Origin of the sequence: Pseudoalteromonas sp. CH_XMU1449-3 (assembly GCF_037027245.1) — a bacterium.
GTDB classification, from domain to species: Bacteria; Pseudomonadota; Gammaproteobacteria; order Enterobacterales; family Alteromonadaceae; genus Pseudoalteromonas; species Pseudoalteromonas shioyasakiensis.
In genome coordinates this window covers 1-15,215 of record NZ_JAYMDY010000021.1, presented here as the reverse complement: position 1 = coordinate 15,215, position 15,215 = coordinate 1, and the positions used below count along the sequence as shown (strand labels likewise).

Sequence of the window (15,215 nt, the reverse complement as noted above, 5' to 3'; positions counted from 1 at the left end):
TCCCTCGAAGGATTATAATTATGAGCTCGCGCTAACGGCGAACGGTTTAATCAGTAGGGATAGTGTTGAGTTGTGACTTTAACATCAATGAAATGTAAACAATTGGCACACACTGTTACAGCTTGGTACATTTTTACCGAAAAACTGTTTATCGAAACAAGATGCTTGCTCTTGCTCCGCTTAAGGTTTGTGCGTTATCTAAGCTAAATTTTGCGTTATTCCATAGGCATAGTTGCTTAACGATTGATAAGCCAAGGCCAACACCTTGGTAGCCTGTTTGGTGCACCGAAGCGGTTTTAGAAAATGGTTGCATGAGGCTGGCGCGCATGTGTTCTGGGATCCCTGGGCCATCATCTTCAATCACTAGCAAAGTGCCGCTTTCGTATTGTGAAAGCCTGATATGAATTTGCGTTTTAGCAAAGCGAACCGCGTTGCCGAGTAAGTTTTGCAATAAGCGTTGAAAGCTTTGTTTATCAACGCAAATTGTTGTTAATTCGCAATCAAGGCGAATAGCCAAAGGGCTATAGCTTTGAAACTTAGTAATGCAGGGCTGTAATAGCTCTTCTGGGCAGTAGTCTTTCACTAACAAGGTGGGTTCGCATTGTTCAAGCTCGGCATAGGTTAAAAACTCTTCGACTAAAAGCTCAAGTTCAATAATGTCTTGCAACACACTGTGCCGATAAGCGTTGTTATCAACGACTGCTTCGAGGGCGAATTTAGCCCGCGATATAGGCGTTAAAAAGTCATGAGAAACAGCATTGATCAATTCGCGTTGGCTTTGATTGCGGTTATGAAGCGCTAATGCCATGTTATCGAAAGTATCGCCAATACTCTTTAGCAAGCTAAAACGTGTGAAGTGGACTTGTGCTGTAAAGTCGGCATTTGAAATTTTACTACTGGCTTTGCGTAGCTTATTTAAGTCAAACAGCAGTGGGCCTGTAAAAATCACCACAGCTAAGGCAAGGCTAGAGTAAAATAGAAGGCTCACTAAAGACTGATAGCCCTGATCAGCAGGCTGGCTGTAGGGGCCAATGCTTAATAAGGTCTGTCTATCATCGGCAAGTTTATGAAAGTAAAGGTTGTTATTGGCATCGTTAACACTAATTACCTGACCTGCTAAAAGAGATGCCTGTAATTGTTCACCAAGGTAAAAGTTCGCCAGAGGTGTTTGTTTAATATCAGGGTTATTGGGGGCAATACTCAAGATGTTTTCTGCTAACTGCTGCTCTGTACTGTAACTCGGTGGGTTTGGAAAATAGGTTTCTAGTAACCAAGCGGCACTTCCTAGACAAACTGCGAGGGTTAAATACAAATAACAAAACAGGCGTAGCAAACTGCATTAACCCCACGCTTGTGGAGAAAAAATATATCCTTTACCCCAAACAGTGACGATTTTTTGTGCCGGCACCGCTTCGTCACCGAGCTTTTTGCGTAAGCGACTAATGCGGCCATCGATAGTGCGGCTTTGACCATCGTATTTACGGCCAATGGTGCCATCAAATAATTGGTCTCGACTGACCAACTGACCCGCTGATTGAGCTAGTTGGATCAGTATTTCGAACTCTGCACTGGTCAATTCTAGTGGCTGGCTATGCAAATAAGCCTCGCGCTGAATTGTATTAATACTCAAAGAGCCAAAGCGAATATTATGGGCGTTATGGGTGGTACTTGTTGGCTTAACAGCCTGGCTGCGGCGAATGGTATTGTTAATTCGCGCTAATAAAATAGACGGGGAAACAGGTTTGGTAAGGTAATCATCGGCGCCTAGCTCAAGGCCAGTGATATGATCAACTTGGCTTTGCCTTGCGGTCATAAAAATAATTGGCGTATCTTGATATTGTTTTAGCTCTTTAAATACCTCAAAGCCATCTTCTGATCCTAATCCGATATCAAGCAAAATTAGGTCATATTTTTTGCAGCTTGCTTGGTAACAGGCATGGCAACCACTTTCAAAGTGTTCAATGGTATAGCCATGATCAGTTAAATAATTAGAGACTAGTTGGGCAAGTTTTAAATCATCTTCAATGTATAAAATAGTATGCTGGCTCATCAAAAAATACTCCATGCGATATCACGTCGGCGTTTTTTAACATGCTGGTGGAATAAACTAATTTCAGTGCTTTCTAATGGCTCTAGCTGTTCGCTAAGTAGCTCTAATACAATGTTGCGATTGTTTTGCACTGTGATTGCAAAGTTCTGCCCTTGATTTGGCTTTTGGCAGAACAGCCTAATTTGTTGATCAGTAACGCGAATGCACACCGTTTTGCTGACTTCGGTATACCAATTAATCGATACATCCATCACGCAGTCTTGCTCTATCGTTACACAGTTTTCTGGTGTTGCCTCGATATAACCGGCTTGTGCGAATGTACTGCCAACAAACGCGAGGCTACAAATGAATAAGAGTGAAAAAAGCTTCGTACGCAACATCATCAGTAATTCCATGCAAAGCCAGCATAAAAAGACAGTAAGTTGCTGTCATCGATAAGGGGGCTATCGGCAATACCCGATGATAAGCGTTGGTATTTTATATCGCTGATAAATTGCCATTGTTGATTAAACTGATATTGGTAACTGGCTTTTAGATTGTACTTTTGACTAGAGTGACCTAAAAAAGGGCTAAATCCGGCTCGTATCTCTTGTTGTGCGCTGCCATAGTAGTAATCCACTAAACCAGCACTTAAATGTTGTATTTCTGCGCCGAGCAAAACTAGATGCTGATCAAACAAAAACAAGCGCTGTGCTGATAATGCGCCTTGTAACCCTTTGTGATAGTTGGTGAGCTCCATTGACCAATGCGCGCTAAAACGCCAGCTTTGCCAGTCAACGATAGCTTCAATACCGCTCATGGCAGACAGTTTACGTTTTGATATTTTAGTAATATCACCGCGGCGCTTTGTCACCGCTGGTGTTTCGATACCTGAACCGGGTGGTGGCGGTGTCATTGAGGGGCGGCCGCCGGTTGTTCTAATCGCGGTCAGTGCTGCTGAGTGTTTAGCAAAATACAGCCCATCTTCATTGAGTTGGGTGAATAACGACACTTGATAGTTATCGCCCCACACGGGTGTCCAAGCAAACTGAGTATTTGCAAATGAAAAGTCACCGGCAAATACCTCAATGCGCGGTAGGGCATAAAGAGGAATGTCGTCTTTTTTATAAACCGGGTTGTCGAGTTGGCCATAACCTAAGCTTAAACCAAGGCTTACTCCTTCATCTGCTAAATACGCAGAGTCAGTGCTGCTTGCCATTGGTGAAAGGCAAAATGCACTAATTAGAAATAAAACTCGTAGCCCAAGTGAGCAACTACCTAGAACAGTCACAAATAAACAACCTTAATGAAAAATCCTGTTAACATTAAGTTGTTATTAATGGCTTGAACAATGAAATAATGTACCAAATTGTAGCAAGGTCTGGTTTTTGTAACCTAAATTAGTTAAGGAAATTGCTTGATAAATAAGTATATTTCACTAATTTGGTTTGGTTATTTTGAGCGGTGTCGTCATTTCTTTAGTTAGAAAAAATTATTAACAATAAAATGGTGTTAAAACCTGCGCTTAGCGGTACAAAATGGCCCTAAATACACGTCATTACTGGCATGGCGGTTTATTAAGTTGCTATTTGAGTGAGTTTTTGCGATATTATTTATATTATAATATTAACAGGAAGCTAATAAGATGACTCTGCCTAGTTCTCAATCTGCAAATGCTATTCGCATACTTGCTGTCGATGCCGTTCAACAAGCTAACTCTGGCCACCCAGGTGCGCCTATGGGTATGGCTGATATTGCAGCGGTATTGTGGCAAAACTTTCACCGCCATAACCCATTAAATCCAGACTGGTCTAACCGTGACCGCTTTGTGTTATCAAATGGCCATGGTTCAATGCTTCAATATGCATTGTTACACCTAAGCGGTTACGACGTAAGCATCGAAGATATTAAGCAATTCCGTCAGCTTCACTCAAAAACACCGGGTCACCCAGAATATGGTTATACTCCGGGTGTTGAAACAACTACGGGCCCATTAGGTTCTGGTATTGCTAACGCAGTTGGTATGGCAATCGCTGAAAAAACTTTAGCAGCACAATTCAATAAGCCAAAGTTTGATATTGTTGATCACTTCACTTACTGCTTTATGGGTGACGGCTGTTTAATGGAAGGTATCTCGCACGAAGCATGTTCGCTGGCAGGTACATTAGGCCTAGGCAAGCTAATCGCATTTTGGGATGACAATGGCATCTCTATCGATGGTGAAGTAGAAGGTTGGTTCACCGACGATACACCTGCACGTTTTGAATCTTACGGTTGGCAAGTTATCCGTGATGTTGATGGTCACGATATGAATGCAATTGCGGGTGCAATCGAAGCGGCACAAAGCAACACTACGCAACCAACACTAATCTGTTGTAAAACAGTGATTGGTTTTGGCTCGCCAAATAAATCAGGTAGCCACGACTGTCACGGTGCACCACTGGGTCACGACGAAATCGCAGCAGTACGTGAGCAGCTAAACTGGCCGCACCCTGCATTTGAAGTTCCACAAGAAGTTTATAACGAGTGGAATAATCAAGCGAAAGGCCAAGAGCTTGAAGGTGCATGGCAGCAAAAATTTGCAGCTTATAGCAAAGCACATCCTGAACTTGCAAAAGAATATACACGTCGTGTTCTTGAAAAAGCATTACCAGCTAACTTCGCTGAATTAGCTGATGAGTACATTGCTAAATGCCAAGCCGATATGCAAAACATTGCGACACGTAAAGCATCACAAAATGCGATCACCTTCTTTGCTAACCAGCTTCCAGAATTAATGGGTGGCTCTGCTGACCTTGCCGGTTCTAACTTAACCTTATGGCCAGAAGCAAAAGGTTTACAAGATGCAGCTGATGGTAACTACGTATTCTATGGCGTACGTGAGTTTGGTATGAGCGCAATCATGAATGGTATTGCATTGCATGGTGGCTTTATCCCATTTGGCGCAACTTTCTTAATGTTTATGGAATACGCACGTAATGCAGTACGTATGGCAGCATTAATGAAAGCGCAAAGCATTTTTGTGTATACCCATGACTCAATCGGTCAAGGTGAAGATGGTCCTACTCACCAACCAATCGAGCAAATCGCTAACCTTCGTATGACACCAAATATGACTGCATGGCGTCCGTGTGATGAAACTGAAACAGCAGTAGCTTGGCGTCAATCGTTATTAAAAGAGACAGGCCCAAGTTCACTTATCTTCAGCCGTCAGGGTACCAAAGCAATGGCACGTGATGCACAGCAAGTTGCTGACATTGCAAAAGGGGGTTATGTACTTGTTGATAGCGAACAAGCTGCAGAGCTTATCCTTATTGCAACGGGTTCTGAGGTAGAGTTAGCTGTGAATGCTGCTGCTGAGCTAAAAGCACAAGGCAAGCAAGTTCGCGTGGTATCTATGCCATCAACGAATCAGTTTGATAGCCAAGATAAAGCATACCGTCAAAGCGTGTTACCAGCGGGTACACCTAAGATTGCTGTTGAAGCTGCACACCGTGACTTCTGGTTCAAGTATGTTGGCCAAGATGGTGATGTACTAGGCATGGACACATTTGGTGAATCAGCGCCTGGCGCAGTACTGCTTGAGCACTTTGGTTTCACAGTGGCAAACCTAGTTGCAAAAGCAAACGCATTACTTGCTGAATAATGTGACTGGCTAAAAATTATCGTAATCGCAACACGATAAGCCTGCCTTTGTGATGATGTGCAGGCAATAAAAAAGCCCGCAAACTTTGGTTTGCGGGCTTTTTGCTGCTTAAACAATCGGTTTAAACTAATTCGCTTAAGATTGACTCTAGTTTTTCTTGGTCAATTGCGAACTGACGAATACCTTGGCTTAGTTTTTCAGTAGCCATGGCATCTTCATTCATTTCCCAGCGGAAAGCTTGCTCAGTCATTGCAGCTGGCGCTTCTGCTTTTTCTGTTGCTGGTAATAGTTTTTGAGTTAATGGTGCGTCAGTTGCAGCTAGTTCAGCAAGTAACTTAGGGCTGATAGTTAAACGGTCACAACCTGCTAATTCTTGGATTTCACCGATGTTACGGAAGCTTGCGCCCATTACAATCGTTTCGTAGCCGTGCTTTTTGAAGTAGTTGTAGATATGCGTTACTGACTTAACGCCCGGATCGTTAGCACCGTCGAAATCAGCGCTTGCATCTTGTGCTTTGTACCAGTCAAGAATACGACCAACGAATGGTGAAATTAGGTAAGCACCCACTTCGGCACAAGCACGTGCTTGAGCAAATGCAAATACCAGCGTTAGGTTACAACGGATACCTTGTGCTTCAAGTACCTTGGCTGCTTGAATACCTTCCCATGTTGAAGCAATTTTGATTAACACGCGCGATGTGTCGATACCTTGCTCTTTATATAAAGCAACAAGCTCAAGTGCTTTATCAACAGTTGCTTGAGTATCAAATGATAAACGCGCATCCACTTCTGTTGAAACTAAACCTGGCACTTGCTCCATTAATTTAGAGCCAATTAATACCGCTAGCTTGTCGGCTGCTTTTGTTACAACTTCAGCTGCGTCACTGCTTTGTGCTTTTGCCCATGATACGGCTTCGGCAGCAAGTGGGCGATATTTCTCAATTTGAATCGCGTTTAAGATTAGTGATGGGTTTGTTGTTGCATCTTGCGGTTTATATTCGTTGATTGCTTCAAAATCACCCGTGTCAGCAACAACGGTTGTCACTGCTTTAAGTTGTTCTAATTGACTAGACATAGTTATCCCATTCTTATCATACAAAAGTTAATGTAGTGGCTTTAACCTATTATTTGTGCTGAAAAAACAATCTAATCTACCAGAGAAACTGCGCAATAAATCGCCCGCCAGCAGCAAATAATCCTGTTAATAATATTTTTATAATACCTTTACAATCTGGTATTGTTGATATTATCATACAAATAAAGATAATGACTAACAATGTTAGTAAGCAATTAGTGAAAGGTAATTATGTCTCGTTATACGTTGGGATTAGACTACGGGTCGGACTCGGTAAGAGCATTACTCGTTGATGTTGCGACTGGTGAAGAACTTGCCAGCCATTTAGTAAACTACCCGCGCTGGGCACAAGGTTTATATTGTGACCCTAGTAAAGATCAGTTTCGTCAGCATCCACAAGACTATATTGATAGCCTTGTAGAAGTAGTTAATGGTCTTTGGTCACAAGTTCCAGCAGGTACTGCAGACAAAGTAGTGGGTATGAGCTTTGATACGACAGGCTCAACACCTGTAGCAATTAATAGCCAAGGTACACCACTGGCATTAACTGAAGAATTTGCAGAAAACCCAAATGCAATGTTCATTTTGTGGAAAGACCATACGTCTATTAAAGAAGCAAATGAAATCACTGAAGCTGCAACTAACAATGATGTGAACTACCTTTCACACATGGGCGGTATCTACTCTTCTGAGTGGTACTGGGCCAAAGCATTACATATTTTCCGCGTTGATAGCAGTGTTAAAGCAGCCACTTATTCATGGGTTGAGCACTGCGATTGGATGACCGCGCTAATGTGCGGCACAACACACCCTGAAGCATTAAAGCTAGGTCGTTGTGCAACGGGCCACAAACAAATGTGGAACGAGCAGTGGGGCGGTTTCCCACCAAACAGTTTCTTCAGCAATATCGATCCACTATTAGATGGTGTTGTTGATACGTTAAATGCAACTACAGAGCCAAGCGACCAAGTTGCTGGTAACTTAACTGCTGAGTGGGCCGAGAAGCTAGGTTTACCACAAGGTATCGTGATTGGTTACGGTGCATTTGACTGTCACATGGGCGCAGTAGCAGCCAATGTTCGTCCTGGCGTTCTAACTAAAGTAATGGGTACTTCAACTTGTGACATCACAGTAACGTCTAAAGAACAACTAGGTGATACTTGCGTTAAAGGTATTTGTGGTCAAGTTGATGGCTCAGTGATCCCAGGGTTAATTGGCTTAGAAGCCGGTCAATCTGCATTCGGTGACTTATACGCATGGTTCAAAAACCTAGTACTTTGGCCAACTCGCCAACTTACAAATCTATCTGACGCTGAACAAGCGTTAGTTAACAAGCTAGAAGATTCAATCTTAGTTGATCTATCAAAAGCAGCGGCAGCACTGCCTGTAACAAGCAACGATGTAACTGCGCTTGATTGGGTAAATGGTCGTCGTACGCCAGATGCTGACCAAAGCGTTGCCATGGCATTAACAGGCTTAAAAATGGGCACTGATGCACCTAAGTTCTTCAAAGCACTTGTTGAAGCAACTGCCTTTGGCGCACGTGCTATCACTGAGCGTTTCTGTAGCGAAGGCGTACCAATCGAGTCAGTGGTCGTTATCGGCGGTATCTCTAAAAAATCAGACTACGTAATGCAAACTTGTGCTGATGTTTGGAATTGCCCAATCGACGTTTTAGAAAGTGAGCAAAGCTGTGCATTGGGTGCGGCAATTATGGCTGCGGTTGCTGCGGGTGAGCACGCAACAGTGGCAGATGCTCAAAAAGTGATGGCGTCGTCTGTATGTCATCAGTATTTACCAAACCCAGAGCGCGTTGCTGTGTATGACGAGCTTTATGCCAACTACCAAGCACTTGCAAGCTATGTAAACGGAGACAAAGCATGAGTTTTACTGAACTAAAACGTGAAGTCTATGAAGCGAACATGGAGCTGCAACGTCGTGGCTTAGTAATTTATACCTTTGGTAACGTATCGCAAATCGACCGCGACAAAGGCGTGATTGCGATTAAACCAAGTGGTGTTTCGTACGACCAAATGAAAGCCGACGACATGGTGATCGTTGACCTTGAAAACAACATTGTTGAAGGGTCTATGCGTCCGTCTTCTGACACAAAAACACATGTTCATTTATATCGCCACTTTGATTCAATTGGCGGTGTAACACACACGCATTCGACCTATGCAACTGCATGGGCGCAAGCAAAACAAAGCATTCCTTGCCTTGGCACAACTCACGCTGACTATGTACACGGTGACATCACCTGTACTCGTGAGTTAACCGATGAGCAAGTGAATGGCGATTATGAATTAGAAACCGGTATTCAAATTACTGATGCGTATCAAGACCGCGATCCGAAAGCTGCACCTATGGTGATTGTTGCGGGTCATGCGCCTTTCACGTGGGGTAAAGATGCCGCTCAGTCTGTATACCATGCCGCGCTACTCGAAGAGATTGCACGCATGGCGTATTTAACACGCACTTTAGATCCACACGCAGCTGAACTTAAAAAAGCAGTGATGGATAAACATTATCTACGTAAGCACGGTAAAAACGCGTATTACGGTCAGAGCAAATAGCAAGAATTTAGAGGATTATTAACATGACGACGATGACGAAAGAAGTCTGGTTTGTTACCGGCTCACAACATCTTTATGGTCCTAAGGTGTTAGAAACGGTTGCCAAAGACAGCGAAGCAATTGTAGCGGGCTTAAACAGCGAAGCTAATCTACCAGTAAACTTGGTATGTAAGCCTACCGTTAAGTCACCTGAAGAAATTCACGCTGTTTGCCAAGCGGCAAATACGGATCCTAACTGTGTTGGCTTAGTTTTATGGATGCACACTTTCTCACCTGCGAAAATGTGGATTGCTGGCCTAAGCGAATTACGTAAGCCTTGGTTACACCTTCATACTCAGTTCAATGCAGCCCTTCCTTGGTCTGACATCAACATGAACTACATGAATACGCACCAAAGTGCACACGGTGACCGTGAGTTCGGTTTCATCGGTACTGTAATGCGTAAAGAGCGTAAAGTTGTTGCAGGTCACTGGCAACGTGCTGACGTACAACAGCAGTTAGATGACTGGTGTCGTGCGGCAAAAGGTTGGGCAGAAAGCCAAACACTTAAAGTTGCGCGTTTTGGCGACAACATGCGTCAAGTTGCAGTTACTGAAGGTAACAAAGTTTCAGCGCAAATTACTTTTGGTTATGAAGTACACGCCTTTGGTGTCGCTGAGCTTGTAAAAGTGGTTGATACTATCACTGAAGAAGAAGTTGATGCACAGTTAGAGCTTTATAAGCAAGACTACGTAATTGCTGACGAAACTCTACAAGACGATTACGCAGTGAAAATGCTACGCAACGAAGCACGTTTAGAGCTTGGTATGGAGCGTTTCTTAGAGAAAGGCGGCTTTAAAGCATTCACTAACTGTTTTGAAGACTTATCAGGTCTTTCTGGTCTTCCAGGTCTTGCTACACAGCGCCTAATGTCGAAAGGCTATGGTTACGGTGGTGAGGGTGACTGGAAAACAGCTGCTATGGTTCGCATCATGAAAGTAATGGGTGAAGGCCGTGACGGTGGTTGTTCATTCATGGAAGATTACACTTACAACATGGGTGAGACTGACCAAGTACTTGGCGCGCACATGTTAGAAGTGTGTCCTTCAATTGCAGCACAAAAACCACGTCTTGAAGTTCACCAGCACACTATCGGTGTGAAATGTGATGTAGGTCGTTTATTGTTTACTGCAAAACCGGGTGCTGCAATCAACGTATCACCAATTGATATGGGTAACCGTTTCCGTATTCTAATCAACGAAGTAGATACAGTGGCTCCGCCAGCTGATTTACCTCACTTACCGGTTGCTTCAGCGCTTTGGGAACCAAAACCAAATCTATCTGTAGCATCAGCTGCATGGATCCACGCCGGTGGTGCACACCACACTGCATACAGCCAAGCAGTAACAACCGATATGATTATCGATTTTGCTGAAATGGCTGGCGTTGAAACTATGATCATCGATAACGATACGACGATCCGTGGTTTCAAAACAGAGCTTCGTCATAACGCAGCTTACTACATGCTAAAACGTGGCCTGTAAGAATTAGTACTTTATGTACTAGAACGTGCTGTGTGTGAGCACGTTCACCCCAAATTTTGTTGTCGATTAAGCCAGTGATGAGCCTCGCTCTTCGCTGGCTTATGCTATTGTGAAGCGAAACATTTTAGGAGTAGATATGATCGATTTAAGCGCCTACCAAGGCATTATTTTTGATATGGATGGCACCTTAATTGACTCAATGGGCAGTCACTTACAGGCATGGCAAAAAGCTTGCGAAGCCTATGGCTACCCATTCGATTACGACTACATGTACAGCTTAGGTGGCATTCCGACCGTTAAAACAATTGAAATGCTTAACGAAAAATTTGGTTTAGAACACGACCCTCTAGTTGTGGCAAAAGATAAACACCAGTTTTGGGTTGATTTACAGCACCAACCGCTGGTGATTGACGAAACCGTTGCTGTACTTGAAAAGTACCATGGTGTATTGCCAATGGGTGTGGGCACAGGTGCTGACCGCGAACATGCAATTGATCATCTAACTGATACCAATTTAATAAATAAAATTGGTGCGTTAGTGACTGCCAGTGATGTAAGTAAAGGCAAGCCAAACCCAGAAACATTCTTAAAAGTAGCAGAGCAATTAGGTGTTGAGCCAAGCCAATGTGTGGTGTTTGAAGACACGCAAATTGGTTATCAAGCTGCCAAAAGTGCGGGAATGGATTGCATCATGGTGAAAGACGGAAAAATCCAACTTTAGCGATTAAAGTTGCAATGACACCCTTATTTGTATTATAAAACTATAAATACAATTACAAAAAGGTTATTCATATGTCATTGCAATGTGTTTTCCAAGGTTTAAAAACAACTCATCAAACAGCCAGTTCGAACACGAAAAAGTCGCGCGGGCTTTATGCATTGTTGGTGACATGTGGGATTGCCCTTACACCAGCTTGTGCTCATCAAGGAGACAATATGACTACTTCCCCTTCAGCATCAATGACGGCCTATGGCGTACTTGCTGATCAAACGCCGGTTAATCAAGTAACGTTGACTAACAGCAATGGTATTAGCGTTGATGTAATCAACTACGGCGGCATTATCACGCGTATTGAAACACCTGATGCAAAAGGCGAAATGGGTAATATTGTACTGGGTTTAGATAACCTAGAAGCATACACAAAAGCGACAACTTACTACGGTGCAATCATCGGTCGTTTTGGTAACCGTATCGCAAACGGTAAATTCACGCTAAATGGCACTGAATACCAATTAGCAACTAACGATGGTGACAACCACTTACATGGTGGTGTGCAAGGTTTCGATAAGAAAGTATGGAACATGACACCGTTCACGACGCAAAACAGTGCTGGTGTTACCTTAAGCTTAGTGAGCCCTGATGGTGACCAAGGTTACCCGGGTGAAGTGACGACTGAAGTAACTTACACGCTAACGAATAACAACACGTTAGATATGCAGTTTATTGCTACAACAAGTAAGCCTACCATCATCAATATGACGCAACACAGCTACTTCAACCTAGCAGGTAAAGGCGACATTCTTGATCACCAAATGCAAATTAACTCAAAAGCAATTACCCCTGTGGATGGCGGCTTGATCCCAACTGGTGAGTTGATGGATGTTGCAGGCACACCGTTTGACTTCCGTACTGCTAAAGCAATTGGTCAAGACATCAAAGCTAGCAATGAACAACTGAAACTTGGTAAAGGTTATGACCATAACTTTGTGCTTAAAGACACGCCAAGCAATGAGCTTATTGAAGCAGCGACGGTTTACGAAGCAAACTCTGGCCGTACGTTAACAGTTTACACAGAAGAGCCTGCAGTACAGTTTTATTCAGGTAACTTCTTAGACGGTAGTACTCAGCAAGCGTCTGGCTTAGTGCATAATTTCAGAAGTGGTTTTTGTTTAGAGCCACAGCATTTCCCTGATGCACCAAATCAGCCAACGTTCCCAAGCACAACATTATTACCGGGTGACGTGTATTCAACACGCATCGTGTACGAATTTGGTACAAAATAAAGGAACACAATCGTGAAAACAACAAAGCTTAAAAGCGCAATGCAAAAGGCTGGCTTAGCCAGCGTATTTGCCTTGTCGTTTGGTGCTCTGACTGGTTGTCAGGCTACAGCTGAAGACAACACAGCTAAAACAACTGACGTGGCAGCCACAGAAAAAGCGCCAATCCAAGATAATGGTATTTTTACCAACCCACTTTTTCCTAATGGCGCCGATCCATGGCTTGAATACTGGGATGGTAACTATTACCTAACCACAACAACATGGACATCTGAGTTAGTGATGCGTAAATCACCAACACTAGCTGGCCTTGCTGATGCAACACCTGTCAATGTTTGGTCTGATTCAAACCCTGAGCGTTGTTGTAACTTCTGGGCGTTTGAGTTCCACCGCCTAAAAGGGCCAAACGGCTACCGTTGGTACATGATGTACACAGCTGGTACTGATGGCACTTTAGATAACCAACACTTAAATGTATTAGAAAGTGCTGGTGACGATCCTATGGGTCCATATGAATACAAGGGCGCATTAATGCCTAACGTATGGAACATCGACGGTAACTACCTAACATACAAAGACAAGCTGTATGTGATCTACTCACAATGGCAAGGCGATCAGCAATTAAACATTATTGCTGAAATGGAAGATCCGTGGACACTGAAAGAGAACTCACCGCATACGGTGATCACGCGTCCTGAGCTAGATTGGGAAATCAGTGGTCGTAAAGTAACCGAAGGCGCTGAAATTTTACAGCACAATGGCCGTACGTTTATGACGTACTCAGCAAGCTTCTGTAATACCCCAGATTACAAACTAGGTATGCTTGAGCTTGTTGGTGACGACCCACTTAAAGCTAGCAGCTGGAAAAAATACGACAAGCCAGTATTTGAGCGTACAGAAGAAGTGTTTGGTCCAGGTCACAACGGCTTTTTCACATCGCCAGACGGCACAGAAGACTGGTTAGTTTATCACGGTAATGATTCGGTAGAGCACGGTTGTAGTGCGACTCGTTCATTACGTGCGCAAAAATTCACTTGGAACGACGATGGCACACCAAGCTTTGGTAAACCATTAACACCAGGCGTTGAAGTAGCTCCGCCATCAGGTGAATACGGCCCACTGGTAACGCGAGTGCAAGGTCAACGTTACCAATTAGTGAATGCAACAAGCGGCTTATGTTTAGACATTGCAGCTGATCCACAAGATGCACGTGCAGTACAACGTCAGTGCGCAAGCACCAATGGTCAATGGGTTATTGATGCAACAACAGATGGTTTTGTTCGTTTAGCTAACCGTGAAGACAGCAAGTTCTTAGAGCTTGAAAGCTGTAATGACGCAGATAACGCTAAAGTACAATCTGCAGCATGGCGTAATAACTTCTGCCAGCAATGGAAAGTAGCACCAAGCACAGATGGTAATGTATCTATTACTAACCGTTACACAGGCAAACCATTAGCGGTTGCTGGTTGTTCTGCTGCGCAAAACCAAGCTGTTTTACAGCAAAGCGAGGCAACAGCGTGTGGTGATTGGCAATTACGCCCAATGGGTAGTGTTGTAGTATTAAGCCAACAAAGTGGTAAAGCACTTAGCGTGGCAGATACAGTTAAAGCAGGTACCAATGTTGAGCAACAAGCTTACACGCATAAAGATGCACAGCAATGGTTCTTCACACCAACAGATACAGGCTATGTAAGTCTTAAACAAAGCGCTGACAGCGAGTTCTGTGCTGCGGTAGCTGATAACGCCTTAGTACCAGGTGCCAACGTAGAGATGGCTTATTGTGCGGCGAAAACAGCACAGTGGCGCATTGCGCCAGTAGAAGGTGGTGGTGTGATGCTTATCAACCGCTACACAAAACAAGCGCTTGGCTTAAGTAACTGTGGTTTAGCTGAAAACACTAACTTCGCACAACAACCGGATTTAGGTAACAAGTGCCAAGTGTTCCATCTGCGTGAACCAAATTAAGTTATAAGTAAAAAATCGACTCAACCAAAGCCACTTCATTTATGAGTGGCTTTTTTTATAGCTGTCAGCTGCAAGTTAGCGAGAGTAAAGTTCCAAGCCGAGTGGTATGTTGGTGATATATTTGTCTGCTCGTAGGGGGGGAATTTCATGACGCGTCAAGTAAGTGTGAAGCCTACGACGTTACATGCTTTGTTTATTCTTCGGGTAGGTTGGTTTGAGCGGAGCGAAACCCAACATAATCCATCTACACCTTTTCATGCCGACGTGTTGTTGTAGGCGTGAAATTTATTTCGCGCGTTGTTTAGGAGCTGTCAGCCTTCAGCTGTCAGTTTTTAGCTGAGCGGTGGGGTATGTTGGTGATGTGTATGTCTGCTCTTTGGGTGTTGATTTCATGACGCGC

The 15,215-nt window shown here is 43.7% G+C and carries 12 protein-coding genes; 7 read left to right on the top strand and 5 right to left on the bottom strand.

Annotation, left to right across the window (positions count from 1 at the left end; genetic code table 11):
* Window positions 1–148: 148 nt before the first annotated feature.
* Genes WA256_RS18605 through WA256_RS18590 form a run of 4 tightly spaced genes read right to left on the bottom strand, consistent with a single transcriptional unit; the run spans window position 149 to window position 3,320 of the window.
* Window positions 149–1,333 (bottom strand): ATP-binding protein, encoded by a 1,185-nt coding sequence (locus tag WA256_RS18605; protein ID WP_335992820.1) that lies wholly within the window; start codon window positions 1,331–1,333, stop codon window positions 149–151.
* A gap of 6 nt (window positions 1,334–1,339) precedes the next feature.
* Entirely contained in the window at window positions 1,340–2,050 is a 711-nt protein-coding gene (locus WA256_RS18600) for a response regulator transcription factor (protein WP_063528816.1), read from the bottom strand.
* Window positions 2,050–2,433: a DUF3019 domain-containing protein gene (locus WA256_RS18595; RefSeq protein ID WP_062566359.1), complete on the bottom strand. Its 384-nt coding sequence runs from the start codon at window positions 2,431–2,433 to the stop codon at window positions 2,050–2,052. The genes WA256_RS18600 and WA256_RS18595 overlap by 1 nt, the downstream gene beginning before the upstream one ends.
* Window positions 2,433–3,320 carry a MipA/OmpV family protein gene (locus WA256_RS18590; protein WP_063527745.1) on the bottom strand — a complete coding sequence of 296 codons (888 nt, stop codon included), beginning with the start codon at window positions 3,318–3,320 and terminating at the stop codon, window positions 2,433–2,435. The genes WA256_RS18595 and WA256_RS18590 overlap by 1 nt, the downstream gene beginning before the upstream one ends.
* Window positions 3,321–3,674: 354 nt before the next feature.
* On the opposite strand from WA256_RS18590, the gene tkt reads away from it, so the two are divergent.
* The gene (gene tkt / locus WA256_RS18585) at window positions 3,675–5,675 is read left to right on the top strand and encodes a transketolase (RefSeq protein WP_062566357.1); all 2,001 of its coding nucleotides are present in this window, start codon (window positions 3,675–3,677) and stop codon (window positions 5,673–5,675) included.
* Window positions 5,676–5,796: 121 nt separating this feature from the next.
* On the opposite strand, the gene tal is transcribed toward tkt, so the two are convergent.
* A complete protein-coding gene (gene tal / locus WA256_RS18580; RefSeq protein ID WP_062566356.1) occupies window positions 5,797–6,750 on the bottom strand; it encodes a transaldolase in 954 nt (317 codons plus the stop codon).
* Between the two features lie 231 nt (window positions 6,751–6,981).
* Between tal and WA256_RS18575 the strand changes: the two genes are divergently transcribed.
* The 6 genes from WA256_RS18575 to WA256_RS18550 all read left to right on the top strand — a co-directional run bounded on the left by WA256_RS18575 (window position 6,982) and on the right by WA256_RS18550 (window position 14,815).
* Window positions 6,982–8,634 (top strand): ribulokinase, encoded by a 1,653-nt coding sequence (locus tag WA256_RS18575; RefSeq protein ID WP_335992817.1) that lies wholly within the window; start codon window positions 6,982–6,984, stop codon window positions 8,632–8,634.
* Window positions 8,631–9,326, top strand: coding sequence for an L-ribulose-5-phosphate 4-epimerase (locus tag WA256_RS18570; protein WP_063528078.1), 696 nt, complete (start codon window positions 8,631–8,633; stop codon window positions 9,324–9,326). Before WA256_RS18575 ends, WA256_RS18570 begins: the two co-directional genes overlap by 4 nt.
* A 23-nt stretch (window positions 9,327–9,349) precedes the next feature.
* The gene (gene araA / locus WA256_RS18565) at window positions 9,350–10,849 is read left to right on the top strand and encodes an L-arabinose isomerase (RefSeq protein WP_055198523.1); all 1,500 of its coding nucleotides are present in this window, start codon (window positions 9,350–9,352) and stop codon (window positions 10,847–10,849) included.
* Window positions 10,850–10,985: 136 nt separating this feature from the next.
* Complete coding sequence (locus WA256_RS18560; RefSeq protein ID WP_130167336.1) at window positions 10,986–11,570, top strand: HAD family hydrolase; 585 nt, start codon at window positions 10,986–10,988, stop codon at window positions 11,568–11,570.
* A gap of 215 nt (window positions 11,571–11,785) precedes the next feature.
* Window positions 11,786–12,853 carry an aldose epimerase family protein gene (locus WA256_RS18555; protein WP_235591851.1) on the top strand — a complete coding sequence of 356 codons (1,068 nt, stop codon included), beginning with the start codon at window positions 11,786–11,788 and terminating at the stop codon, window positions 12,851–12,853.
* 12 nt (window positions 12,854–12,865) lie between these two features.
* The gene (locus WA256_RS18550) at window positions 12,866–14,815 is read left to right on the top strand and encodes a family 43 glycosylhydrolase (protein WP_335992813.1); all 1,950 of its coding nucleotides are present in this window, start codon (window positions 12,866–12,868) and stop codon (window positions 14,813–14,815) included.
* Window positions 14,816–15,215 lie beyond the last annotated feature (400 nt).